The organism is Woronichinia naegeliana WA131, assembly GCA_025370055.1.
Taxonomy (GTDB): domain Bacteria; phylum Cyanobacteriota; class Cyanobacteriia; order Cyanobacteriales; family Microcystaceae; genus Woronichinia; species Woronichinia naegeliana.
In genome coordinates this window covers 1,509,355-1,534,335 of sequence record CP073041.1, presented here as the reverse complement: position 1 = coordinate 1,534,335, position 24,981 = coordinate 1,509,355, and the positions used below count along the sequence as shown (strand labels likewise).

Annotated in this window: 27 protein-coding genes and 1 pseudogene; 17 read left to right on the top strand and 11 right to left on the bottom strand. The window is 43.0% G+C overall.

Translation table 11 applies throughout. The annotated features are described in order from the left end of the window. Positions 1–52 precede the first annotated feature (52 nt). The 3 genes from KA717_07885 to KA717_07875 all read left to right on the top strand — a co-directional run bounded on the left by KA717_07885 (position 53) and on the right by KA717_07875 (position 2,509). Complete coding sequence (locus KA717_07885) at positions 53–775, top strand: pentapeptide repeat-containing protein (GenBank protein UXE62649.1); 723 nt, start codon at positions 53–55, stop codon at positions 773–775. Between the two features lie 40 nt (positions 776–815). Then, positions 816–1,787 (top strand): ABC transporter ATP-binding protein, encoded by a 972-nt coding sequence (locus KA717_07880; GenBank protein UXE62648.1) that lies wholly within the window; start codon positions 816–818, stop codon positions 1,785–1,787. Positions 1,788–1,855: 68 nt separating this feature from the next. Then, on the top strand, positions 1,856–2,509 hold the full coding sequence (locus KA717_07875) for a class I SAM-dependent methyltransferase (GenBank protein ID UXE62647.1): 654 nt from the start codon (positions 1,856–1,858) through the stop codon (positions 2,507–2,509). 195 nt (positions 2,510–2,704) lie between these two features. On the opposite strand, the gene KA717_07870 is transcribed toward KA717_07875, so the two are convergent. After that, positions 2,705–2,896: a phosphopantetheine-binding protein gene (locus KA717_07870; protein UXE64590.1), complete on the bottom strand. Its 192-nt coding sequence runs from the start codon at positions 2,894–2,896 to the stop codon at positions 2,705–2,707. A 118-nt stretch (positions 2,897–3,014) separates the two neighbouring features. On the opposite strand from KA717_07870, the gene KA717_07865 reads away from it, so the two are divergent. After that, the gene (locus KA717_07865; protein ID UXE62646.1) at positions 3,015–3,998 is read left to right on the top strand and encodes an IS110 family transposase; all 984 of its coding nucleotides are present in this window, start codon (positions 3,015–3,017) and stop codon (positions 3,996–3,998) included. Between the two features lie 33 nt (positions 3,999–4,031). Here the strand turns inward: KA717_07865 and KA717_07860 are convergent, their stop codons facing one another. Then, the gene (locus KA717_07860; protein ID UXE62645.1) at positions 4,032–4,250 is read right to left on the bottom strand and encodes a hypothetical protein; all 219 of its coding nucleotides are present in this window, start codon (positions 4,248–4,250) and stop codon (positions 4,032–4,034) included. Between the two features lie 104 nt (positions 4,251–4,354). Here KA717_07860 and KA717_07855 point away from each other — a divergent pair. Continuing rightward, a pseudogene (locus tag KA717_07855) lies at positions 4,355–5,636 on the top strand (ISKra4 family transposase). A 462-nt stretch (positions 5,637–6,098) separates the two neighbouring features. Here the strand turns inward: KA717_07855 and KA717_07850 are convergent. Both KA717_07850 and KA717_07845 read right to left on the bottom strand, forming a co-directional pair. Next, positions 6,099–7,685, bottom strand: coding sequence for a hypothetical protein (locus KA717_07850; GenBank protein UXE62644.1), 1,587 nt, complete (start codon positions 7,683–7,685; stop codon positions 6,099–6,101). Positions 7,686–7,961: 276 nt separating this feature from the next. Continuing rightward, positions 7,962–8,594, bottom strand: coding sequence for a TIGR04282 family arsenosugar biosynthesis glycosyltransferase (locus KA717_07845; GenBank protein UXE62643.1), 633 nt, complete (start codon positions 8,592–8,594; stop codon positions 7,962–7,964). A gap of 141 nt (positions 8,595–8,735) precedes the next feature. Between KA717_07845 and KA717_07840 the strand changes: the two genes are divergently transcribed. The 3 genes from KA717_07840 to KA717_07830 all read left to right on the top strand — a co-directional run bounded on the left by KA717_07840 (position 8,736) and on the right by KA717_07830 (position 9,821). Then, complete coding sequence (locus KA717_07840; protein ID UXE62642.1) at positions 8,736–9,089, top strand: TMEM165/GDT1 family protein; 354 nt, start codon at positions 8,736–8,738, stop codon at positions 9,087–9,089. Between the two features lie 213 nt (positions 9,090–9,302). Further along, positions 9,303–9,587 (top strand): TMEM165/GDT1 family protein, encoded by a 285-nt coding sequence (locus KA717_07835; protein ID UXE62641.1) that lies wholly within the window; start codon positions 9,303–9,305, stop codon positions 9,585–9,587. Between the two features lie 96 nt (positions 9,588–9,683). After that, the gene (locus KA717_07830; GenBank protein UXE64589.1) at positions 9,684–9,821 is read left to right on the top strand and encodes a photosystem II reaction center protein K; all 138 of its coding nucleotides are present in this window, start codon (positions 9,684–9,686) and stop codon (positions 9,819–9,821) included. A gap of 123 nt (positions 9,822–9,944) precedes the next feature. On the opposite strand, the gene KA717_07825 is transcribed toward KA717_07830, so the two are convergent. The 7 genes from KA717_07825 to KA717_07795 all read right to left on the bottom strand — a co-directional run bounded on the left by KA717_07825 (position 9,945) and on the right by KA717_07795 (position 17,508). Continuing rightward, a complete protein-coding gene (locus KA717_07825; GenBank protein ID UXE62640.1) occupies positions 9,945–11,522 on the bottom strand; it encodes an NAD(P)H-quinone oxidoreductase subunit 4 in 1,578 nt (525 codons plus the stop codon). 433 nt (positions 11,523–11,955) lie between these two features. Beyond that, a complete protein-coding gene (locus KA717_07820) occupies positions 11,956–12,789 on the bottom strand; it encodes a DUF3598 family protein (protein UXE62639.1) in 834 nt (277 codons plus the stop codon). Between the two features lie 231 nt (positions 12,790–13,020). Continuing rightward, on the bottom strand, positions 13,021–13,749 hold the full coding sequence (locus KA717_07815; GenBank protein ID UXE64588.1) for an ABC transporter ATP-binding protein: 729 nt from the start codon (positions 13,747–13,749) through the stop codon (positions 13,021–13,023). A 314-nt stretch (positions 13,750–14,063) separates the two neighbouring features. Continuing rightward, positions 14,064–15,536 carry an ammonium transporter gene (locus KA717_07810; GenBank protein UXE64587.1) on the bottom strand — a complete coding sequence of 491 codons (1,473 nt, stop codon included), beginning with the start codon at positions 15,534–15,536 and terminating at the stop codon, positions 14,064–14,066. 333 nt (positions 15,537–15,869) lie between these two features. Beyond that, positions 15,870–16,664, bottom strand: a complete 795-nt coding sequence (locus tag KA717_07805; protein ID UXE62638.1) for a COP23 domain-containing protein — start codon at positions 16,662–16,664, stop codon at positions 15,870–15,872. Positions 16,665–16,790: 126 nt separating this feature from the next. Further along, positions 16,791–17,324 carry a thioredoxin family protein gene (locus tag KA717_07800; GenBank protein ID UXE64586.1) on the bottom strand — a complete coding sequence of 178 codons (534 nt, stop codon included), beginning with the start codon at positions 17,322–17,324 and terminating at the stop codon, positions 16,791–16,793. 7 nt (positions 17,325–17,331) lie between these two features. Further along, positions 17,332–17,508 (bottom strand): hypothetical protein, encoded by a 177-nt coding sequence (locus KA717_07795; GenBank protein UXE62637.1) that lies wholly within the window; start codon positions 17,506–17,508, stop codon positions 17,332–17,334. A gap of 383 nt (positions 17,509–17,891) precedes the next feature. Here KA717_07795 and KA717_07790 point away from each other — a divergent pair, with 383 nt between their 5' ends. The 9 genes from KA717_07790 (at position 17,892) to KA717_07750 (ending at position 24,903) form a co-directional block, all read left to right on the top strand. Continuing rightward, positions 17,892–18,695 carry an HpsJ family protein gene (locus KA717_07790; protein ID UXE62636.1) on the top strand — a complete coding sequence of 268 codons (804 nt, stop codon included), beginning with the start codon at positions 17,892–17,894 and terminating at the stop codon, positions 18,693–18,695. Between the two features lie 83 nt (positions 18,696–18,778). After that, positions 18,779–19,450: a DUF502 domain-containing protein gene (locus tag KA717_07785; GenBank protein UXE62635.1), complete on the top strand. Its 672-nt coding sequence runs from the start codon at positions 18,779–18,781 to the stop codon at positions 19,448–19,450. Between the two features lie 67 nt (positions 19,451–19,517). Continuing rightward, the gene (nusB, locus tag KA717_07780) at positions 19,518–20,195 is read left to right on the top strand and encodes a transcription antitermination factor NusB (GenBank protein UXE62634.1); all 678 of its coding nucleotides are present in this window, start codon (positions 19,518–19,520) and stop codon (positions 20,193–20,195) included. A gap of 81 nt (positions 20,196–20,276) precedes the next feature. Next, positions 20,277–20,738: a DUF2996 domain-containing protein gene (locus KA717_07775; protein UXE62633.1), complete on the top strand. Its 462-nt coding sequence runs from the start codon at positions 20,277–20,279 to the stop codon at positions 20,736–20,738. A gap of 125 nt (positions 20,739–20,863) precedes the next feature. After that, positions 20,864–21,256 carry a DUF3110 domain-containing protein gene (locus KA717_07770; GenBank protein ID UXE62632.1) on the top strand — a complete coding sequence of 131 codons (393 nt, stop codon included), beginning with the start codon at positions 20,864–20,866 and terminating at the stop codon, positions 21,254–21,256. Between the two features lie 299 nt (positions 21,257–21,555). Continuing rightward, entirely contained in the window at positions 21,556–22,377 is an 822-nt protein-coding gene (locus KA717_07765; protein ID UXE62631.1) for a hypothetical protein, read from the top strand. 88 nt (positions 22,378–22,465) lie between these two features. After that, positions 22,466–24,019: an NAD(P)H-quinone oxidoreductase subunit N gene (locus KA717_07760; protein ID UXE62630.1), complete on the top strand. Its 1,554-nt coding sequence runs from the start codon at positions 22,466–22,468 to the stop codon at positions 24,017–24,019. 276 nt (positions 24,020–24,295) lie between these two features. Beyond that, a complete protein-coding gene (locus KA717_07755) occupies positions 24,296–24,550 on the top strand; it encodes a hypothetical protein (protein UXE62629.1) in 255 nt (84 codons plus the stop codon). After that, on the top strand, positions 24,535–24,903 hold the full coding sequence (locus KA717_07750; protein UXE62628.1) for a type II toxin-antitoxin system RelE/ParE family toxin: 369 nt from the start codon (positions 24,535–24,537) through the stop codon (positions 24,901–24,903). The genes KA717_07755 and KA717_07750 overlap by 16 nt, the downstream gene beginning before the upstream one ends. The last annotated feature ends 78 nt before the right edge of the window (positions 24,904–24,981 follow it).

Genomic DNA, 24,981 nt, shown 5'->3' with positions numbered 1-24,981 from the left:
TATTTAATGATACCAATTTAGAGCCATCTCCCCTGCTGCTCAGAGCCAGACATTGTGCCCTAAGCTTCGAGTTTCAATTACAATAAAGAGGGTTTGCAATCTCCATTGTCGCTATTCCCATCTTTTTAAATCATCAAAAGGGGCTTCTCTGATTAAAACCTATTTAATTAAAACAAATTTACAGGGGGCCAATCTAGATGAAGCACTCTGTACTGGGGCTATTTTAACGCGCAGTAATCTTCAGGATGCTCATTTGAATGGAACCTATTTTAATGGTGCAGATCTAACTAGAGCAGCTCTCAGTAATGCTAAATATAATAATAAAACTCGTTTTGATACTAGTTTTAATTTAGTAAAAGCCGGTCTTAAAAAAGTAGGAGAAGTAGCGATCGCGGTTAGTCCTGCTCCAACTCAGAAAGCCGAGCTAGAAACTCCCTCTCCTGTGATTGATTTAACCACTTTATCGCTCACGGTAGAAGATTTACTCTTAATGTTCAATCATTTCAGTGAACTGGGTAATCGTTATTTGGGTAATACCATGACTAGTCGCTATATTCAAGCTTCTAGACCTTCGCTAGAATGGTTTGAACAGTTTGAGGTAAATCGTTCTACGGCTAAAGTCACCTATAAAGGCTCCATTAAGGATAAACTCAGCATTGCTCAAATTGAGCTATCCCAGGAATGGGCAAAAAAATTTGTCAAATCTTGTACCATGATCTTTAAAGATTTTCCGAAAATGATTGAAGTGGATCAACTGGTTTTTCCGGTTGTTTAATTGGCAAGGATTAATAATTTATGGATTGTCTATGAATACAATGTCTGATTTAGCCGTTCCATCCTTGGGCAAAGAAACAATGGCAGTCGTGGAAACCTGGAATTTGAATAAAATTTATCGCACGGGTTTTTGGTTGAATCAAAAAGTTCAATCTTTAACCAATTGTTCTCTGTCGGTTCAGCAGGGAGAAACCTTTGGCTTACTTGGCCCCAATGGAGCTGGAAAAACGACACTTTTAAAAATTTTATTAGGCGTAATTCGACCAACCAATGGCCGGGCTGTTCTACTAGGCCAACCCATCGGCGATCGCGCCACCAAACAACGAGTAGGCTATTTACCCGAAAATGCCTATTTCTATGATTTTTTAACGGCTTGGGAATTTTTAACCTTTGTCGGGGGGTTATTCCAAATTTCTAAACCCATTTTAAATAAACGCATTGCGACTACTTTTGATCTAGTGGGCTTAGACCAAAAAACAGCCAAAAAGAAACAATTGCGTCAATATTCTAAAGGAATGTTACAACGGGTGGGCATGGCCCAGGCATTAATTAATGATCCCGAATTAGTCTTTTTAGATGAGCCGATGTCAGGCTTAGATCCTCTGGGACGCTATCAAGTCCGTGAGATTATTTTATCGCTTAAGGAACAGGGCAAAACCATCTTTTTTAATTCCCATATTCTGACAGATGTGGAACAGATCTGCGATCGCATTGCCATTTTAGCCAGAGGCGAATTACTATGTGTCGGTTCCCTAGAGGAAATTTTGGGACGGGCTGATGTTTACCAGGTTATTATTAAAGGAGGAGAAGCCGAACAACTTAAGCAATGGATCACCGGCTTAACCTTAGTAGAAGGGCTATGGCATGGTCAAGTAAATGGCGATCCCCAGGCCTTGATTGATCATTTACCGACTCTTGATGCTCAACTCATTAGTGTTAATTTAGCCAGAGCTTCTTTAGAAGAATATTTTATTCGACAATTGAAGGAACGGGGAATTACTTCTAGTCAGTAATGCGTCATTTTAAGATAGTTAATCATTCAAAAAAAATTAAATTCTAGACCCTTACCTCGACTACCGAAATGCTACTGCTTCGCCCTGAAGATCGTCAAAAATTGGATCGTAATCAAGATACAGAATTCTATTCCTTCCCTCGCTTTGTCACCCATGTTGATCCTGCCTTTATTGATCAATTAACGAATCTTTACCGCGATCGCCTCAAATCCCAGAGCCGCATTCTCGATTTGATGAGTAGTTGGGTATCCCATTTACCAAAAGAAAAGGAATTTGCCTGGGTAGAAGGTCATGGACTGAATCGAGAAGAATTAGCCAAAAATCCCCGCTTAAATCATTATTTTGTCCAAGATCTGAATCAATCTCCCCAATTGCCCTTCCCTGATCAGGACTTTGATGCGGTCTTGATTGCGGTTTCTATCCAGTATGTGGAATATCCAGAAGCCATTTTGAGTGAAATCCACCGCATTCTGAAACCTGATGGCATTGTGATTATCAGTTTTTCCAATCGTATGTTCTACCAAAAAGCGATCGCCATTTGGCGTGAAGGTACAGATCTAAGCCATGTCCAATTAGTTAAAGCTTATTTTCAAGGATTACCAGGTTTTAGTGCGCCGGAAGTCGTGGTAAAAACAACTAATATCCCCAGCTTTTGGCAACGTTTAGGCATTATGGGGTCTGATCCCTTTTATGCGGTAATCGCCTCAAAACTGGCCACATGAGATAGGCAAAAATTCTCCGCCTTGGCCCAGAAATTTTACTCCATAGTCAAGAATATTAGCCCAGTTTTTGTGGGCCATTTCAAAAAGACGTTGCTGAACCAAAATATGGATAACAAATTCGCACACATTCAAAAGTCAGTTTAACTCTAGACTCTAGACCTTAAAAATGGGATAAAAGAAGATTTATATTCAAAATCAGAAATGCCGGTCGATGTAATCCACAGCCTCTTGAATAGTTGTCATTTTTTCCGTAACTTCTTCAGGGACTTTAATATTAAACTGTTCTTCCAAAGCCATTACTAATTCAACGGCATCTAGAGAATCAACCCCTTGTATCTTAAAGGAAGAGTGGTAGACCGATTCCCCCTTGGTTATAAAAGCCGAGATTTAGTCTAGGTCGCCACTCATCAATCCTTCAAAAACTCGAAAAATCGAGAGGGTCTCGAACCCGTAGTGAACAAGGTCGAGTAATGAAGATAAAAACTCAAAGTAAAGGGGTAAAAGCATGGAAACTCAAGTAGCAAGCCAATGGGTTGGTATAGACGTCAGCAAAGCCAAGTTGGACATAGCTTTACGTCCAGCGAATAAGGTTTTGCAAGTAACCAATCAAGAGTCAGGCTGGCAGGAATTAAGCGAACAACTCAAAAAATACAAAATTGAGTTAATCATCATCGAATCAACAGGAGGAATGGAAAGAGGAGTGGCTCACAAGCTGCAAAAAGAGGAATTCAAGGTAGCAGTGATTAATCCCAAAAGAGCCAGAGATTTTGCCAAGGCATCAGGTCGTCTAGCGAAAACGGACAAAATAGATGCCGAGGTATTAGCCCATTTTGGAGAAGCCTTGCAACCAAGCCCAAAACCGTTAGCATCAGAATCTCAAGTAGCTTTATCCGATTTGGTCAATCGTCGTAGTCAGTTAGTGGAAATGCTAAACAGTGAACAAAAACGAGCGCACAGTGTTCGTAGTAGCACGGCGAAAGCTGACATTGAGACTAATATTCAATGGCTCAAACAAAGGATAAAAGGAATGGATGAGCAGATAGACCAACTGCGGCAAGACAACGAAGAGAGTAAAAAGCAGTATGAGCTATTAACCAGTGTACCTGGAGTGGGCAGAGTAACGGCCGTGACCTTGCTATCAATGTTGCCAGAATTAGGAGAGCTACCATTGAAGAAACTGTCGAGTCTAGTGGGAATTGCTCCCATGAACTGTGACAGTGGGCAAATGCGAGGAAAACGACGTATTATCGGTGGACGAGCAAGGGTGCGTGCCGTGCTGTATATGTCAGCCCTAGTGGCAATACAACACAATCCGGTAATTAAGGCGTTTTATCAAAAATTGCTCCAGGCAGGTAAGGCCAAAAAAGTAGCTTTAATTGCCTGCGCTCATAAGCTATTGGGATTTCTTCATGCTATAGTCAAGAGTCAAAAACCTTGGCGATGTCCTGAAAATATAGAGACAAAGGAGGAAAAACTGCAAGCGTGCTAATTCTCTGATATTGGTTGAAAGAGTTAACATAACTCATTCTCTGACGAGTTGTATGAGGATGAGTTGTTTGTTTTGACTAATTTTATTTGATAGCGATCCTATCAAGGCCTTGACAAACAAGATAATCGCTAAATCGTTGGCAAAATTGGATTGTGGAGTAATCTTGCTTCCATCTAAGGAAAGTTTGTTTGCGACAATATCTCTTACCTTTTCAAAAATATCTGCTTGGTTTGGGTTAATAGATAGGGTCATAGATAAAACTCCTTAACAAGTTGTTACAATGGGTGTGACCTTTAGTTGATGAAGGAAAAGAAAAGTGTTAACATGGGATGAAAAGTGACAAAGAGGAAACAATGATGACAGCAAAACTAATTAATGTAGAGGGTTCAAAGATAAAAATAGAACTAACATTAGAACTCAGTCGTTCAATGTTGGATACAGAAATAAATATTCAAAAAGGCTTAAACGAAGTAGGTTGCATCGCCAGCAAAGAAGCCTTGAAATATTTAGATACAGATGGTTCACCCTTAAAAATCGGTGAAGAAATCTGGAAGAGTAAGGGAGAGCAACCGAAAGAATATCAAACACCTTATGGTGAGGTTATAGTGAATCGTCATGTATATCAGCGTTCACCTTTGAGGAAAAACGTATTGCCCCTTAGAAAGAGAAGCAAGGATAATCATAACATCAACGCCATTATTGGCAAAACAGGTATCCTCAAAAATGTCAGGGATGGCAGGCAAAGAGGTGAAAAATGATTTATTAGAAAATCATGGTAGAAAAGTAGCGCTATCCTATATCCAAAGATTGAGTGAAGCAGTAGGAAGTGTGGTACAGGCAAAAGAAGAAGCGTGGAGTTATGCCCCGCCCAAGGAGGATAGCCAAATTGCAACAGTGGGAATAGGATTAGATGGAACCTGTATGCTGATGTGTGAGGATGGCTACCGTGAAGCAATGGTGGGAACCGTTTCCCTATACGATAGTGAAGGCGAACGTCAACATACAATCTATCTAGGTGCGGCACCAGAGTATGGAAAAAAGAGTTTTCTAGAAAGATTAGAAAGAGAAATTGAGCGAGCGAAAAACCGTTATCCAGAGGCAACATTGGTCGGGATAGCAGACGGGGCAGAATCAAATTGGAAGTTTTTAGAAAAGCAAACGGAAGAACAGATATTAGATTTCTATCATGCCTCTGGTTACTTAGGTGCCTTGGCAGAAGCGTTGCATCCGAATACAGTGTCAAAACAAAAAGAATGGTTGACTGAAAATTGTCGAGAACTCAAGCATGAAAAAGGAAAAGCAGGAGAACTGCTAAATCTGATGAAAGAAGTCAAAGAAGAAAAAAGTCATTCTAAGAATCTTACCGAGAAACTACAAGCGGCGATTACTTATTACGAGAATCATCAGCATCAAATGGATTATGCTGAATACATAGAGAAAAAGTATCCGATTGGTTCAGGTGTTACGGAAGCAGCTTGTAAGACGTTGGTCAAACAACGATTATGTTGTTCAGGGATGCGATGGAAGGAAAAAGGAGCAGGAATTATTTTGAGCCTACGAGCTTTGGTATTGACCAAGGAACGATGGAGTCAATTTTGGGCAAAACTTGATCAATATGGGTTCCCTGTAGAACCCTGATTACAACAGCTTTTATCAACTAAAGGTCGCACCCGTTACAATTGCCTCTAAATGAATAAAGTTTTTTTGGAGTTGCTGAATCAAGAGATGAATAGCAACTTTGCACAAATTCCTGCCTGATTCATACCTTGATTCAGCAACGCCGGATAATATCCCACTGATTTCTAACATTTCTTTAACGATTTACCCCTAATGCCATTCTCAATGAGTTCGCTGGTGCTCCTTTGTTTTCTTTGAAATTCTTAGCATATTCTCCTTCAAATTCCTCCCATGGAACCATTTCTGACATTCTTATCCAACAATTTTCTTCGTCTAATTTCCCCTTTCAGCAAGCCCTAATTATTACAGGAAAACTAGCCAAAACTTAAGTCAGCTATCACTGGCATAATGATTTTGCTCAAAATCTTGTAACAAGGGGCTTAAGCCCCTTGCCCGTCTGCGTTTTAGATGATTAACAGCTTATTAATTACAGCTTGGGAACTTGAAACTGGCAATGCGGGTACTCCAGTTAAAACTGCCATTGGCCTTTTGGTATTCATTAGTGTACCAGAAGGTGCAGTCATCAACCGGATCGACTGACATCGCACTGTAGTCACCCCAACGGCTGAGGTTAGAGGTCTGAGAACCTGTACCTTCAATAATACTATTCTCCGCCTGCATGGTATTGAGCGGATCGCTGACGAGACGACCTGTATAGCGAATAGCGGGATGAATAGCAGAACTAGAGGCACTATACCCCACTGCCATATTGCCGAGCTTATCCATGGCAATACTTCCCATCCAACGATAGGTAGAATCTGGCGCAAAAGTACTTTGTTGAAAAACAGAAGGCGTACCACCAGCAATCCTTAGTTCATACCAACGAATTCCCGATGGTGCAGTGCGTTTCGTTCCCACCTTGACGGAGTGAGTTACCATCAAGGATTCCGTACCACTTCGATTGCGATAGGCCAATCGATACATGAGGCGATCGGCTAGGGAATCTAGTTTTTGAGTCGTTCCCGATTGAGGAATACAGGTTCCACCGTTACAAGCAGCCGTAAAAGCGGCAACAGGAAGACTAGTGGGGCCTGTTAGGGCGGTATTAGCGGTGTTAACCCAATCCACTTTGAATTTCCAAAGGTTTAGTTTGTTCGTGCCAAAATTAACCAGATAATTGGGAGAACCACTGGGGGGAGGTGTATTACCATCTAAATCGGCGGGCAGTAAACTACCATAGGACGTACCCAGATCAAAACACTGTTGAGTAGCGGCTTGCCCTGCTAGCATTTTGGCCCGGTCATAGGCACAGGCTTTCGCCCCCGCATAGGTTGTACCATTGTTAAAAATGTTAAAGGTAATGTAATAAGCATCAGGCCAAACCCCCATCTTGGGATAATCGGGAAATGCTACATTGCCATAACTAAAGGCATAGCGATTGTAGGTTCCCGTCGCATCAGAGGTGGTGGAAACGGCAACGCATTGGAGATAGGGAGTTGTACTGACAGAAAATTGGGAAATGATCCACCGCTTAGCAACCTTGTCATAGAGGACGGTAGGATCTCCATCATTATTGGTTTGACAGCCCCCTCCAAAACCAGACCAAACCGTATTAATCTTTTTGGGGCCTAATTGAATTGCTCCGGTAGTCTTGTTAAAAACGGCAAAATCAGTATTTACGATCTGCACATACTGGGTGTCTCCCACGGCTCCGTTGGTATCTGGCGGTGCGGAAGTGACAGAGTAGCCATAGTCTCCCTTGCCGATGCCTGCAAAGTTTAATCCAGGTGTTGTACCAGCTAAGGGTCTGGAGGCTGAGGACTGGACAGCCTGATCGGGTGCATCGGTCGATGAGGAAGATGGCAAAGGAATGGATCGTAGCGGAATTTCCCTCTGAGTCCCAGAGTCTGGTTTAGAAATGAGATCGCGCAGGGGTGGCGAAACATCATTTTTGACAGCGGGAGTAATTTCAGGACGCAGAGGGGTGGCCTGAGCAAAAAGCATGGGGGTGAGTAAGGATAGGCTGAGAAGCCCTGTTCCTGTCAGTTTGCAAAGATTGGTGATTTTCATGGCTATTTCGTTTAATACCTTTGTGTGCTTGAAGTAAAAATAATGATCTACTCTCCTGCTGAACCCGAAGGACTGGGTCTCTAGGAGTACAATCTATGTAGCTTGGGTTGGAAACAATACTATTACTCTAATTGATAGAGGCGATAGATTACTTGAGATTTACACAATGTAATAAAAACTGTTGTTGTTTCTGATTAAAGTTAGTCATAATTTATAGAGTTTTTAATGTATTTCGCTATTTGGCATGAACTGATAGGAATAGCTTGCAGCCTAAATTCAAAATAAAGTGTTAGAATCTTTGGTTTTAATCCATATAAGCCAATCTTCAGGACGATCAATGTCTCTGAGAACTGGTAAATAATAAGTTTTGTAATGTTTTTGGGCAATGTGCGTTTGGGTTTGAGTCAAAACCCGTTCGGTTCCCCAATCAATATGATCAAAAAGTTCAGGGATTGGATAGCGCAAACCGAGGAGATAATAGCCTCCATCTTGAGCCGGTCCGATCGCAATATCAACATTTTCTAAAGATTGAAAGGCCGTTTCTAGAATGTCCCCCGTCAGATCAGGACAATCTGTGCCAATTATAATCACACGACTAGCCCCCTGAGAAAAAGACCTTAAAACAGCCTGCTGCATTTTTTGTCCTAAATCTCCATGGCTTTGAGGACAATATTCAAGGTCTGTCCCTAGCCAGGCCTGCATCAAAGCCTGATTTCCCCCAGAAAAATAAATTGTGATTTTGATCGGGGCGGTTTGTTGTTGCTGTTTGACCATACTGACGGTCTGTTCCGTTAGGGTACGATGCAAATCGGCTGCTCCCTTTGCGCCTAAAAGGGGAATCAAACGGGTTTTCGTTTTACCAATTTCAGGATAACGGGTAAAAATCAAGAGGTGATGGGATAGGTTCATGGCCGAAATGGAGAAGGCGATCGCGGTTAATGGGGCTTAAACTGTCCAAGCTAAAAATTAAAAATTCCAGGAGATGACAGAATTTTTGCGTAATAATGAGAAGAGTATGAAAAAACCTAAAAAGATTTTAGTGTCAATTTTATGGTAGCGACTGGTGATCAAGCCAATTCAGAATCGAGTTCAGAAGCTATTCAGGTGCAAAAAAAGCAGCCTTCCTATTTTCGGTCGGTTTTTACTTCGACCTTTATCACGATTTTTTTAGCAGAGATGGGTGACAAAACTCAACTCAGCACCCTATTGATTAGTGCAGAGTCCCAGTCGCCTTGGATTGTCTTTGCAGGATCAGCTTCGGCATTAATCGTTACTAGTCTTTTAGGCGTATTAATTGGTTATTGGATTGCAAGGCGGTTGTCTCCCCAGGTATTAGATTTATCGGTGGCGATCTTACTGCTATTGATTACAGGACTATTGATCGGTGACGTAATCACCTATTAATTACCTATTAATTACCTATTGAGTATTTGTTAATTGCCTATTAACTACCCTTTAGGGATTAGTAAGTAGCTGGTTACAATTAAATATAAAACGTGGGATGGGCATCCTGCCCGTCCACAGGCTTCTAGCCTGTTCTACTATCTAACAATTAATTAAGCCCACTTACTTAAGGGTTTATTTGAGATTCAGCAAAATCAAGAGAATGTATTTCGTATGGACTGGCAGCTATTAGGTCTTAGTTTTATTACTGTTTTTCTGGCTGAAATTGGGGATAAAAGTCAACTAGCGGCGATCGCTTTGGGGGGCAGTGCTAAATCCCCAAAGGCCGTTTTTTTCGGTTCAGTGACGGCTTTGATCCTGGCCAGCTTTTTGGGAGTCATCGCTGGAGGCAGTCTTGCCCAACTGTTACCGGCAAAAATTCTCAAGGCGATCGCGGCGATCGGGTTTGCCATTCTGGCGTTAAAACTCCTTTGGCCAAATTCACCAGAAAACCCCTAAACAACCGAATCAGAGCCATGGGATCACGGACAACTCGTGCTAGGATTTAATCTATTGATTTATCATAATCTGTCTGTTAGAAAGGGAACTCAAGCAATGGAGATCGCATTATTACTGGCTAAATTGCCGGAAGCCTATCAAATCTTTGATCCACTCGTTGATGTACTGCCTATTATCCCACTGTTCTTTTTAGCATTAGCGTTTGTCTGGCAGGCTGCGGTTGGCTTCAAGTAAATTTAATGACTATCGACCAGTCGATCAGGGGCATCTGAAAGGGATGCCTTTTTGTTTAGGGGGATAAAAACAACTATAAAAGTCATTTATACAAGTCATTATCCACCCTAACTTATCTTCGTTTTAACGACCAATTTCAGGAGCCTGTAAAGCCACCGTTTCAATCGGAGCAAGGGCCACATTCTGCACCAAACTGGGAACCGATCGCCGTAATGTTGCTGTTAACTGTTCCGCGCTAGAAGCATAGATTTGAGTGACTAACTTAGGATAGAAACCAATGCCAATAATGGGAACCAATAAACAGGCAATAATAAACACCTCACGGGGTTCCGCATCAATCAGAGCATGATGACTGGTAAGCTCCTTGTTCTCTGGGCCATAGAGAATTTCTCGCAGCATCGAGAGCAGATAGATCGGTGTGAGAATGACCCCAACCCCCATCAAAATCACCACAATGGTACGGAAAATCGGGTTATAGGCATCACTGGTAGCAAAACCCACAAAGACCATCAGTTCAGCAACAAAGCCACTCATGCCAGGTAACGCCAAAGAAGCAAAGGAACAGGCCGTCCACATAGCAAACATTTTTTTCATCTTTTGGCCCACACCCCCCATCTCATCCAACATCAAGGTATGGGTGCGATCGTAGGTGGCTCCGACCATGAAAAAGAGACTGGCTCCAATCAGACCATGAGAAATCATCTGTAACATCGCTCCACTCAAACCTAAGTCGGTAAAAGAGGACATCCCAATCAACACAAAGCCCATGTGGGAAATGGAAGAATAGGCAATTTTACGCTTCAGGTTCCGTTGGGCAAAGGAGGTTAAGGCCGCATAGATAATATTGACAACCCCAAGAATCACTAACACAGGGGCAAAAATAGCATGGGCATCGGGCAACATCTGTAAATTCATGCGTAATAGGGCATATCCCCCCATTTTCAGCAAAATTCCCGCCAGTAACATGTGGGCTGGAGCCGTCGCTTCCCCGTGAGCATCAGGTAGCCAGGTATGGAGCGGAAAAATCGGTAATTTCACCCCGTAGGCAATGAGAAAACCGGCATAGAGCAATAGCTGCAAATTCAACGGGAAATGTTTGGCCGCGATCGCCGACATATCAAAGGTCGTGGTATCGCCATAGAAGGCCATGGTTAGAGCACCCAGCAAAATAAACAGGGAACCCCCCGCCGTGTAGAGAATAAACTTAGTGGCTGCGTAGAGCCGACGTTTCCCCCCCCAGATCGAAAGAATCAGATAAACGGGGACTAACTCCAATTCCCAAACTAGGAAAAAGAGCAACATATCCTGCACGGCAAACACCGCAATTTGCCCGCCATACATGGCCAACATCAAAAAATAAAAGAGCTTGGGTTTAAGGGTGACAGGCCAAGCTGCCATAATGGCCAGGGTGGTGATAAAGCCTGTGAGCAGGATCAAGGGCATCGAAAGACCATCGGCTCCCACTGACCATTTCAAATCAATTTGGGGTAGCCAGGTATAGCTCTCCACCAACTGTAAGTTGGGATTATTCAGGTCGTAACCCGTATAAAAGCCATAAACTAAAATAACAAAATCGATTAAACCGACAATTAGGGAATACCATCTAACGGTTTTACCATCCTTATCTGGGATGATGGGAATGAAGAGGGCCGCGACGATGGGAAAGAGAATAGTGGTGGTTAGCCAAGGAAATTGGGTCATACTCATATATTCGTGGTTAGAACATTCATTAGTGTCTGAAGCATCAAAAAGGGGTTTGAGTCATGGCCGATAGGCAGATTCTTACAAACAAATTGCAGTGGTACTAGAGTTTGCTTGACTCTTTACCAAAAATAATCTAGCAGTGTTTACCAAGATTTGCTATAGAAAAAATATTAAATTTCGTCAATTAAATATGATCACCTCTAGGACGAAAATCCTCAAGAAAGCAAGTTTGCGGCCATCATTTCTATTTTTTGATCAGTATTAAAATAGATGTCTTTGAGAACAATTAGAAGGGAAAAAGTGTCAAGAAAAAGAGAATATATTCCGCCTATGCTCAATCTACATTGTTCTTTGTCATTCCTTGCTAAAAAGCAGCGATCGCCTTTCTGTTAATCACTAACAACAAATATTTAAGCATCAAATAAGATAGTCATATTTTCTTTTCAATCACAAAAGTTGAATGGGCCCAAGCACCCTTCTCATCGTAGCTACGAATCAATCGCTGGCGTTCGTTCTCTTCCACTAACCATCCTAATTCTACAAAAAACGGTTGTCGGAGTTTAAGTTGTAAAGGGGTATTGCTAGATGCGCCATCGGGGAGTAGGAGAATACGTCTGGGAATTTCGCCGCTTTCAAAATCTAAGCGATTGTCCTTAATATTAGCGATCGAAGTAATGGTTTGTTCTCCAAAAGATAACTGTTGTCGTAATTGTCCATTCCCTATACTTTGAACTTCTAATTGAGTCGTATAGGTTTTTGAGGGTTCCCACCCTGGGTAAACCGTGTGGGCGATGCCTTGCCATTTTCCTAATAATTGATCGACGCTTAAAGGAGGACGTTCCTTGGCCGCTGTTCCCTGCCGAAATTCGCGAATCAGGGTCAAGCTATTGAGGTTTCCCTCCTTGTCGTAGAGTTGAACAAAACGCAGACGGCGATCGCCGGACACAAACCCGTATTCAGCCCCAAATTCCGAAAAAGGAGCAAACTGCAATGAGCCTTTAGAAAAAGCTCCTGTCTCAAAAAAGATATTTTGCCCACCCACAGACCGATATTCTTGTACGTGATCTTGAATGGGAGGTTCACTATAGCCACCTGGCCCAAAACGCTGGAGGCGAAAACGCACAAGTTGATTATTCTCAAAGCTTTCTAAGGTCAGCAATGTCGGTGTGGAATCCAGTAGCTCACCTTCTAGGGAAACTCGCGTAAAAGAGCCTTGCCATTCTCCAAGATTTTGAAGAAAGTTTTCCCAATTATTTTCCATCATCGCTTAAGTCTGACTCCAGTAATCCTGATTTCAAGCAGATATCCTAAATTATCTCGCAAAGTACCCCTTGGATCGAAAAAACACCTAGGAGTCTTGCCGTGTTTCGACCCTAAGTGCTTTCTCTTGAATTTTCCTCACACCTGACTTAAGTATAAGTGACTATCTGATTTTGTCAAGGGGGATTTAAAAAATTTGCGATAAACTTCATCCAATAATGCTCTTGAGTCGTTTTTAAGGTAGTTGATTCGGGATTGGACTGAGATCGGGGAGATTGAGATCGGGCGAAAAGGAGTCACCATCGGATTTAATCTTGCCATCCTGGAACCAAATGACCCGCTCTGTGTGTTTAGCCACATCAGCTTCATGGGTGACAATAACAATGGTAATACCGGTACTATGTAACTGTTCAAAAATGCCGAGGACTTCTTCCGTAGTTTTAGAGTCCAAGGCCCCTGTGGGTTCATCGGCCAAGATTAAAAGGGGATGATTGACAATGGCTCTGGCGATCGCGACCCGTTGTTGCTGACCGCCTGATAATTGATTCGGTTTATTTTGCATCCGATTTTCTAACCCCACCCGAACCAGAGCTTCTGTGGCCCGTATTTTCCGAGATTCGAGGGGAACACCCGCATAGACCATCGGTAACATGACGTTTTCCAAGGCACTCATCTGAGGTAGCAGATAAAACTGTTGAAAGACGAAACCAATTTTGCGATTACGGATTTTAGCTAACTCATCCTCTGACAATCCAGAAACATCGATATTGTCCAAATAGTACCGTCCGGCGGTAGGACGATCTAGGCAACCAATAATATTCATCATGGTGGATTTCCCAGACCCCGAAGCTCCCATAATGGCGCAGTAGGAACCTTGGGCGATCGCCAGGTGAACATTTGAGAGGGCATGAACGGTCGTTTCCCCAGTGCCATAGACCTTAGAAATGGACTCTAAACGAATCAGATTGGAACGTTCATTCTTTTTGAGTAAGGATTCGGGATAGGTCAGGACAGACAGTTCAGAAGTCATGGATTTTGTGAGACAAGTTTGTTTCTATTATAGAACTGGGGACAAAACCAGCTTTAGGGAAAAGCATTAGAGTTCTGGAAAGAGCTGCAATTCATTTTGCAAGAGAGCCGCTTCTTCTACGGAGACTTTTTTGGGTCTTACTGGTGATTCTGGCTCTTTTAATAATCCCTCTAAGCCTCCATTTCTATATTTCTAATTTCTATATTTCTGTTGAAACATTATTAATCTTACTAGAACAGATATAGTTTCTATTCATAAGAAGTCAAGGTCTCACGACCGATAAATTCACTGCCGTAACCTTCTTCGCCATGTTCGTTAATATCCATACCTTGCAACTCTGCGCCTGGCTTTAAGCGTAAACCGAGAGTTAGATCAACAATTTTGAGAATAACAAAGGTCATTAATCCAGCGAAAAGATAGGTAATGACAACCGCTCCAATTTGAATGAGTAATTGAAAGGGGTTTCCCGATAACAAGCCATCAATACCACCACTATTGATCGTCTGGGTGGCAAATACTCCAGTTAAAATCGCTCCCACGGCTCCACCCACACCGTGCACAGGGAAAGTGTCTAGACTATCATCAATTCCTAATTGAACTTTCAAACTAATAGCAAAAAAGCAGGCGATCGCGGTAATAATACCAATAAAGATCGCAGATAAAGGCGTGACAAAGCCAGATGCAGGCGTAATGCCAACCAATCCGACAACAACGCCCGTTGCGGCACCGACGGTGGTGGGTTTGCCCCGTAAAATTTGTTCTAGGGTCAACCAGGTTAACATGGCCGCCGCCGCACTAGTATTAGTTGCCACAAAAGCAGAGGTACAGAGAGGGCCAGCCGTTAAAGCACTGCCAGCATTAAAGCCAAACCAGCCATACCAGAGTAATCCGGCTCCAAGCAGAATAAAAGGCACGTTATGAGGCGGAGAAACGCGATCAGGATAGTTTTTACGAGGGCCAATCACTAAAGCAGCAACTAATGCGGAAACGCCAGAGGCAGTATGGACAACTGTTCCACCTGCAAAATCCAGTGCTTTTAAGGTTCCTCCGATTAAGCTGAGAAAGCCACCTTTAGCCCAGACCATGTGGGCCAGGGGACAATAGACGAAGGTTAACCAAAGCAATAAAAATAAACAATAGGCCTTGAAACTTGTCCGCTCAACGATCGCCCCCGAAATCAACGCCGGGGTAATAATTGCAAACATCGCCTCATAGATCATAAAGGCTTGATGGGGAATGGTCGGAGCATAGGAGAGAATATTATCGGGTAAACTTCCTGTGAGATAGCCCGTTGTTTCCAAGCCAACTCCTTGTAAAAAAAGCCATTGCACACCGCCAATAAAGGGAAGTCCAGGTGCAAAGGCTAAACTGTAGCCCCACAGGAGCCAAGCGATCGCCACAATCCCTAAGGAAATAAAACTCATCATTAGGGTATTCAGGACATTGCGTTTGGAAACAAAACCGCCATAGAAAAAGGCTAACCCCACTGTCATGAAAAGAACTAAGCCGGAACAAGACATCATAAAAGACGTATCAGCCGCAACTTGAGCCGTGACAATTTGTTCTTGGAGATCCGGTTCAGCAGCAACGGGGGAAAGTGATAATCCCCAAGCAATTAAGCTCATTAGCAGGACTATTCCCCAGGTTTTGGCATCATTCTTCATTGTGTATGCTCCTTTGGACAAGTGGCAATGCAATATTCCTGATTGCATTAATTGCATCAATTTCAATCCCTTTGCGTTGTCTTCTAGGTTACAAAAGGAATGAATTTATCCTAATTCAAGAAATATTGGCGTTTTTTAGAAATTTTGAGAATGAATAAAGACCTTAGTCAAGGCGAGAATAAGCAGGTAATAATCTAGTGATAATAACTCTAGTGATAAGGGATAAAAAATAAATAACCTAGGCATTTTGTTGTTAAACAAACCTGAAGCTTTTACTTTAGAACATCAAATGCACAACTTAATTTAATAGATTTTCATTCCTAATGACGAATGATTCTCTTGTAAAAACGTTTTGAAAGTCTCGGTCTGTCAGGAAATAATTAACGAATATTAACGAAACTGACCAGAATTTAAACGTTGAGAAGATTTTTTGCTCGGTAATCGACTCAATTGCTGGCCAGTTCCTCCGTCTGCTGTATCTAGGAAAGGCCGTAAATTAATTCCCTGACTGGGATTGGTGGCGATCGCTTTAGGATTCGTTTTCGACTGACCGAAATTAAATAGTTGCCCCAATTGATTGAAAAAGTTTTGACCTGAATTGCCTCCCGTAAAAGCATTAACCCCCTGAGTCATCTGGCCACTATCCGCCACGGTTAAAGATTGAAAAACGCGATCGCGGATCACTTCGGCATCTTGGCCCGGTGGAACAGTAAGCACAATCCGACAGCCAGGAACCGCTTCTGTGGTAGCACAAATGGTTTGATAGCCATTTTCGTAACCTGTTTGTAATTCGGCTAACCCATCAGGACGGTAACTTTCTAAACGCTGACTAATTTCCTGACAACGTCGTTGGGCCGTCCAACCATCCCCTAAATTACGAGGTACTGCCCAGGGATAGGCCCTGCCAGGTTGGCTTAAGGGACGATACATCACCGTATATTGACCACTATTGTTCTGGCAAGTAAAGCGTGGATCGATGGAACTAGTTTGCGGGGGATAGTTAACCTGACCAGGTTGAGAGGGGAGGGGATAGGCTTGGGGATCGCTGTTGATAATCACATCTGCTGGTTGGGGACGATTATAGGAATTGACGGGATAGGCGATCGCCTCTTGTATCTGTAAACCTAAAACAGTTATCCCTAACCCCAGAAAGACAAGTTCTAAACGGGTTTTGAAATTCAGCATAGTCTAACCTCACACATTTGATCTGCTGTGATCTTTCGTATCTTTCAGTTAATCAAGGTCTGAGGGGAATGGGGAAAGTCGGGGGCCAGTTTACCAATTGCCTTGCCAACTCGACCCCCATTTATGTTAATTAACCCCGTGACGACGAGGGTCACTGTTTTCAGTCGCCGTCACCTTAGGTTCAAACAACGAGGTCTGCCCTGTTCGATTGGCGTAGGGTAAATCGGTATTTTGTACCAAGGCCAGTAGATTGGCTTCCAGAATCGGCAAAGGTTGTTCACCGATGGCTTGAGCGATCGCTGTTCCCGTGGCATCAAAAAAAACAAAATGGGGAATGCCATCAACACGATACTTGAGGACTTCTGGTAGCCATTTATTGTTATCGACATTGAGCATGACAAAATTCACAGACTGAGCATATTTTTGCTTAATCAGAGCCAAATCCTTGGCCATAGCTTGACAGCTACCACACCAATTGGCATAGAACTCCGTTAAGGTCGGTTTCCCATTGGCCAGCGCGACCTCAATGGGCATTGCCTGTTTAACCTGAGCCTCTAGAGAAGTTGCGGCTCCTTGAGTCTGAAAACCAAAATAAATGGCCGTGCTTAAAACAATGGCAATCAGAGCAATTACCAGATTCCGAATTTTCTCGCCAGTCATCATTTCCTTAATCTAACTCTGGAAAGGTTTGGGCAAAATCTTCAATCAGATCATCCAATTCGCTTAAGGCTTGGCTAACGTCCAATTTTAGAATGCCTAAATTGGGTTGTTCCGAGAGCTTGAGTAAAAATTCTCGTTTACCTTTAATGAGATTGACGCGATCGCCTAAATTTTTTGTATTCATAACCATGACTTTTTACCGTAATTATAACGTAAGGTCAAACTTTCAGGCCTTGTCAGCTCGTGACTAAAACGGAAATTAGGGGCCATGCGGATCTATGTTAATACATTTAACCAACTATATTTGGTGACGTTGCCAACCTGTGGATTGATTTTCTGATGATTTTCTCAATCGTAGTCAGTTAATCTATCAGGAGATTACTTAATCATAGACTCAGAACACTACCAGCCTAACGGAAGTGAGACTTCGGCGGTAAAATTGATTCCTGCGTAGCTTATAGTGAGTAATTGACCTGCAACCTCATTTAAGAACGTTTAGTTATACGCGCTTAAAAGACCATTTACAGATACCAACTTTCTATTTAGAATTCTCAAGATCGATAAACAATGAATAGTTCAGCCTTTACCTCTCTGTGTCTTAAACTCTTTGGTGTCATTTTTATTCTCTCCTCTCTACTGGATTATCTGACCCTAGCCATTCCCTTTAATTGGAGTGATCAACAGTGGCAACTGGGCTTTGTATCTAACCTAGTAGATCGAGGAGTCGTTCCCTTGGTCGGGGTGGGTCTTATTCTCATTGGCTATTGGATTGATTCAACCACCAGTGCCAGTAAGGCTAAATCCTCTGGTTTTGACTTAAGACTACCGGTGTTTATCCTGTCCGCTTTTTTAGGACTTATGTTCTTGCTCCTCGTTCCCGTTCACTTGAACAATCTTAATCAGGCGAAGACAACGGCTCTAACTCAAATCGAAAAAGGGGCTGGGCAAGGGAAAGAGCAGATTCAACAATTTCTTAAACAGGTTAATAGTCTCTCTCAAAATCCAGCCGTTTTAGATCAACAAATTGCTCAACGCAATCAGGTTATTCAAAGCGGTCAGTTCCAAGGAAATCCCCTTTCTCCCCAACAACTAGAAGCACTGCAAGCTGAAAAAAATCAACTTCAGGGATTACGAGATCTATCTAAAGATCCTGCCGCCTATAAAAAGCGTATTGATGTTATCAAAAAGCAATTGGAGACCCAACTGCAAGACAGACAGCGTAAAGCAGAAGGTGAAGCGACTTCTCAAGCCCTGAAACAAGGACTTCGTACGGGTCTTAATAGTCTGATGCTGGCCATTGGTTATGCTACGGTAGGGGCATTGGGATTGCGTGGTGTTATGAGTACCAATGCATCTACTCCTCGACGCTAGGAAAATACCAGGGCTGGCAATCCAAATTCTCTGAATTCAGTTCTCTTAATCCTTCCGTTTTAGTCTGTTACTTACTCTTCATCATGTCGGATTCCCGTTCTCTTTTCTACCGATTAAAACAGGCAGTTAAAAATGATCTGATCGCGGGACTGTTGGTGGTTATTCCTTTGGCCACAACTATTTGGCTATCCATTGCGATCGCTAATTGGGCCATTAGTTTATTAACCCAGATTCCCAAACAACTAAATCCCTTTGTGGGTCTTGATCCGAACCTGACTAATTTACTGAATTTGCTCGTCGGTTTAACCGTTCCTTTTCTTGGTATTTTGTTAATTGGCTTGATGGCCCGCAATTTCATTGGCCGTTGGCTGTTAGATACCGGAGAGCGCATTCTTCAGTCTATCCCCTTAGCAGGAACGGTTTACAAGACCTTACAACAAATTTTAGAAACCCTATTTAAAGATTCCAAAAATCGCTTTCGGCGGGTGGTGATGGTGGAATATCCGCGACAGGGGGTTTGGAGTATTGGTTTTGTGACAGGTGGAGTCAGTGAGCCGATTCAAGCTCAATTATCTCAATCTGTATTGAGTGTTTTTATTCCCACTACCCCGAATCCAACCTCTGGTTGGTATGCCATTTTCGCAGAAGAAGAGGTCATTAATCTGGATTTGTCGATTGAAGACGCTTTTCGGATTATTATTTCTGGCGGGATTGTCAATAATAGCTCGGTTGCCCCTAGCTTACCAAAGCCCTAGTTTAAGCTAGAAAATTCATCTTCCAACCTGTTCCATTGTTCCGTTGCTATTTTTTGGGTAAATTCCTATGCCACCGCGTCAACAACCCCGTCGTATTGCCCGTGAGTTAGCGTTATTAAGTTTGAGTCAGATTAAGAATGGGACAGCTAAATTAGAACAGGAGGATATTAATTCTCTGCTATTGGCCGCAATCCGAACTTTAACGGGGGAAGTTCAGGATATTTTAGAAACGGCATCCGCAGAGGTTAATCGCAGTAATGAACGTCTTTTGAGTAGCGAAACTCGTGCGACTTCCCTAGAGAGTGCGAAAGCCATGCTACAGGAGTCAATTGTGCTTACCCAGACCGCGATTAATCGGGTGGCGATCGCCGTAGAACTGCCTGAAATTCTCCAATTGGCCAGTCAATACGAGGTTAGACAACATACTCTTGAACTTGTTGGTACCGTTCATCGTCGCCGTCAAGAGATTGATCAACAATTAGAGGAAGCGATGGTGGATTGGAAACTGAATCGTTTACCGAAAATTGACCAGGATATTTTGCGATTGGCTCTCGCTGAAATTTTATATTTAGAAATTCCGCAAAAAGTGGCCATTAACGAAGCGGTAGAATTGGCTAAACGGTATTCCGATGATGCAGGCTATCGTTTTCTGAATGGTGTATTACGGCGGGTTAGTAATCAACTTTCCCATCCTAGCTCCCATTCCTCTAAAGAGGATTCAGGACTTAAGCCGTCAGAAAGCTAAACAAACAGCCTATAATTGCTATATTTTTAGAAATCCATCTTCCGAATCGTCCTATTTCTCAGCGATCGCTGATTTATTCCTATGGCAGAAGAGACCAAACCCCCAAAAGTGCCTAAAGCAGTTGCCGCAGATGGCGAGAAGCCCGCCGCCAAAAAGCCGAAAGAACCCGCCTTAGAAGATAAACCCTTTACTGAGTTCATGGAGCAGCATTTCACCCCTCGTCTTAAATCTGCCCTTGATCAAGCCGGTTTAACCGATCTAGAATTACAATTTCAAAAACAAGCCATTCCCATGATAGGAGCCGACCCAAGCCAAGCCTATTGGCAAGTTACAGGTACTTGGCAAGCCGGAAAACGTCAGTTTCAGATTTATTTTCTAGACGAAACGATTAACGGACAGAAAGCCTTTTCTTGGTCAACGGGGGGCAACAAACCCAGTACTCTTGAATCCTTTATGATTGATGAGCGTAAAGTGACTCTGGATCTAATGGTGAACTACACCCTACAGCGTCTCAATGGACAAAAATGGTTAGCTCGCAATTAGTGAGGAGGACGCACTCCCCCAGAGATGTCTTGATTCATTGATAAATCGAGATAGCGTCCCATCCCAATCATGACCATCAAAACGATTCTGATCAAAATGCTAAGTTCCTAGTACTTCTTTGACCTATGCGCGTTTATGTCTTGTTGTTTAATGCCCGCACTGACAATGAGGGAATTCATACCATTCAAATGGGCGGAAAAAACAAAATTCTGATGTTTGAGTCTGAGGACGATGCCACCCGTTTCGCGCTGTTACTCGAGGCCCAGGATTTCCCCACCCCTACAGTAGAACCAATGGACTCGGAAGAAATTGAAATTTTCTGTCGCGAGGCAGGATACGAGTACGAAATGGTCAGTGATGGAATGTTGGCTATTCCTCCTGAAAAAAATATTGCTGATGCAGATTGGGATCCCGATGGTGTTATGCAAGAACCTGTGCCAGGACAATCAGAAGAGGAAGGAGAGTTTTCTGCGGCTGAATTAGAGCGTCTCCGTCGGCGTTTAGAGGGTTTGTTGTAAGGAAAGAGTCATGTTCTGAATCTCTGGTTCAGCTAAGTTCCTGATAGCTTAACTGACAACGATTTAGAGAATCGCTCTACTGGTTTGCACCCTTACCGCTCTTTTTTCCTGGGGTGGAGAATTGCGCTAATGCTTTGTTGCTGACTTTCTACTTTTTTCCACCTTATCGCTGACCAATAGGTAAAAAGCCTTACAAAATTCCTCTTTTTTGGGGACTGACATCCCTGAAGTCACTCTCTAAGCTAAAGATATCGGTGGAGGTCATCTACTACTGAACCGAAAAAAAGAGAGGAAAATCTATGTTGTGCTTTAACCATAAACAATCTGCCCAATCCCTAGTTGCCGTTTTGATGATTGGAGCAACCGTCTTAAGTTCTGTCACGACTGTTTCTGCAAAACCGTTATTTTCTGGCAAGTCGAGTAATACCTACAATAGCTCAACTCAGCCCTATCCCCCTAACTACAATAATTCCCCTCGTCAATATTCCCAAACAGGGATAATAATTCCCTCTGGCACTGCCATTCCGGTTAGCTACGATGATGCTGAGACAATTACCATTGCTAAGGGTGAAAGTCTCTCTCTTAATCTCAATGTGGCCGCTAATATTCGTCAAGCTGATGGCACAATTTTAGTTCCAGCCGGTAGTGAAATTAGTGGTCAACTGCAAGCGACGGATCAGGGCGTGCAATATCTTGCCCAACAAATTGTTTTGCCCAATGGCAGATCCATACCCATTAACGCAACTTCTCGGATGTTAGTGGATTTCCAAACGGAAAATGAAGGGGCAAGTGCGGCGGATATTATTATGGGAACCCTGGCAGGTGCAGGTACAGCCACCTTGATTGCAGGAACAACCGGCGATCGCCATATTAATGCCCTAGAGGTGTTAGCCGGTGCGGCCACAGGAGCCTTAGCGGGTTGGGGTTTACCGACTGCGGGTATTGTGGGAGGTGGCACGAGAGAGGTTATGACCATTGATCCGAGTCAGGATCTCACCTTAACTCTGCAATCGCCTTTGAGCATGAACGGTAATGGGAGTGGGTATTCTCGCTATGGCTATAACAGCAATCCCGCTTATCGTTCCTATAATTCCTACAATTCTCGTCGCGTTGCCGACTAACCGTGAGTGCTGACTGCGATCGCTAGAGACAAGCGATCATTCCAGAAATGGCCTAAGCTATTGTTTAGGCATTTTTTTGATTGTACCTATGGATTTCTCTAGTAGTATTGCGACTCAACTGAATGCGGGGACAATTCTGCCAGAAGGCATTGTTACCGTTACCTTAATCTTTATTTTAGTTGGAGATTTGATAGCTGGACGTAGTTCGGCCCGTTGGTTGCCCTATGCAGCGATCGCCGGACTATTGGCAGCTACTGTCGCGCTCTATTTTGCTTGGGATAGTGCAGACCCGATCGGTTTTCTGGGAGCCTTTAATGGGGATAATCTCAGTATTGTTTTTCGGGCGATCATTGCACTTTCGGCGGTGGTCACTATCTTAATGTCGGTGCGTTATGTGGAACAGACGGGAACTTCTTTGGCTGAATTTATCGCCATTATGCTCACGGCGACGCTGGGTGGAATGTTTCTCAGTGCCGCCAACGAATTGGTGATGATTTTTGTTTCCTTGGAAATGCTGAGTATTTCGTCTTATCTGATGACGGGTTACATGAAGCGTGATCCTCGTTCCAATGAAGCGGCTTTAAAGTATCTGTTAATCGGGGCTTCCAGTTCCGCCATTTTTCTTTACGGTCTTTCCCTGCTCTATGGTCTGTCGGGAGGAGAAACCCAATTAGAGGCGATCGCGGCCCAATTGACGGATGCGGTAAATGGGGGTCAATCTCTAGGATTAGCCATTGCCCTGGTATTTGTGATTGCGGGGATTGCTTTTAAGATTTCGGCGGTTCCCTTTCACCAATGGACTCCTGATGTCTATGAAGGTTCACCCACGCCGGTGGTGGCGTTTCTGTCGGTCGGTTCCAAAGCGGCTGGATTTGCGATCGCCATTCGCCTATTAGTCACTGCCTTTGGGGTGATCACCGATGAATGGAAAGTGATTTTTACCGCCCTAGCCGTTTTGAGTATGATTCTCGGTAACGTGGTGGCTTTGGCTCAAACCAGCATGAAACGTATGTTAGCCTATTCCTCCATTGGCCAAGCCGGTTTTGTGATGATTGGTTTAACGGCAGGAACCGATGAAGGGTATGCCAGTATGGTCTTTTACCTGCTAATTTACCTGTTCATGAACCTGGGAGCTTTTACTTGTATTATTCTCTTTTCGCTCCGTACAGGAACCGATCAAATTAGCGATTATGCCGGACTCTACTCCAAAGATCCGTTGCTGACCTTGGCCTTAAGTATTTGTCTATTATCTTTGGGGGGAATTCCGCCCCTAGCAGGATTCTTCGGCAAAATCTATCTATTTTGGGCAGGTTGGCAAGCCGGACTGTATGGTTTAGTTTTATTAGGTTTGTTAACCAGTGTGGTTTCCATCTATTACTACATTCGGGTGGTGAAAATGATGGTGGTCAAAGAACCCCATGAAATGTCCAATGTGGTTAAAAATTATCCTAAAATTCAGTGGCATTTATCGGGAATGCGTCCGCTTCAGGTAGGTTTAGTTCTGACCTTAATTGCAACTACTTTAGCGGGTGTTTTAGCGAATCCTCTCTTCACCTTAGCCAGCGATTCTGTTACCAGTACTCCTATGCTGCAAGCTTCCCATTTAATCCCTAAAATCTCTCAAATTTTGCCGAAGTTATAATTTCAGAAAGGGTCGTATTTACCTATTCCATTGAAGTCGTAAACAAATCTTGAAACTATTGAAGGACTGAGAGGTTTGTTTTTTCTTGATCATTGCAAAGACGGGCGGTAGTCTGGTTCCCTCTGGTTGTAAAAGCCGAGATTGGGTCTAGGTTGCCGCTCAAGCTTTTTTTGAAGGAATTTCAAGCGGCGATCGCTCCTTAACTTAATAAACCGCGATCGCAGTTAGTTGACTTTGCTATAATAGTGTGGATTTTGTCGGTAGAGGTAGTTTGTGATGAGTGTGGTAGAGCTTCGCAGTCAAATTCAAGATTATGTTGAACAGTTATCAGACGATCAGCTATTAATTGCGGCTGATTTTTTGGCTCATTTAGCGGAACGAGAAAGTGATGATTCGACGGAATCAGATGAAGTTGAGTTTGATCCTGATGATACGTCTGTAGAAGACGTTAAGGCTAGTTTGAGAAGGGCTTTACAGGATTACACAGAAGGAAAAACAAGACCCGTTTCGGAGCTATGGGAGAGAATCTGAGGGGCGACATATTTTCTGTTAGATTTGCTGATGAATTTGAAAAGGAATTGTATCGGTTATCTAAAAAATATCGTAATATTCAACGAGATGTTGAGCCGATTATTCAACAATTGGAGCAAGGAATTATTTTAGGCGATCGCCTGGCGGGATTTGGTTCTGAGATTTACGTTTATAAGCTCAGGGTTAAAAATAGTAATATTCAAAAAGGCAAAAATGCTAGCTACAGATTAATCTATTTACTTGAGTCAGAGACCAGTATTTTACTACTAACTATTTATAGTAAAGCTGAAAAAGAAGATATTACAGCTGGCGATATTAATTCAATTTTAAGTGAGTATTTTATAGAGGAATAAAAAGGGCGATCACTCCTTAACTTAATAAACCGCGATCGCTTTTTTCAAGTTAAAATAAAAACCAAGATTTCCCCTCTT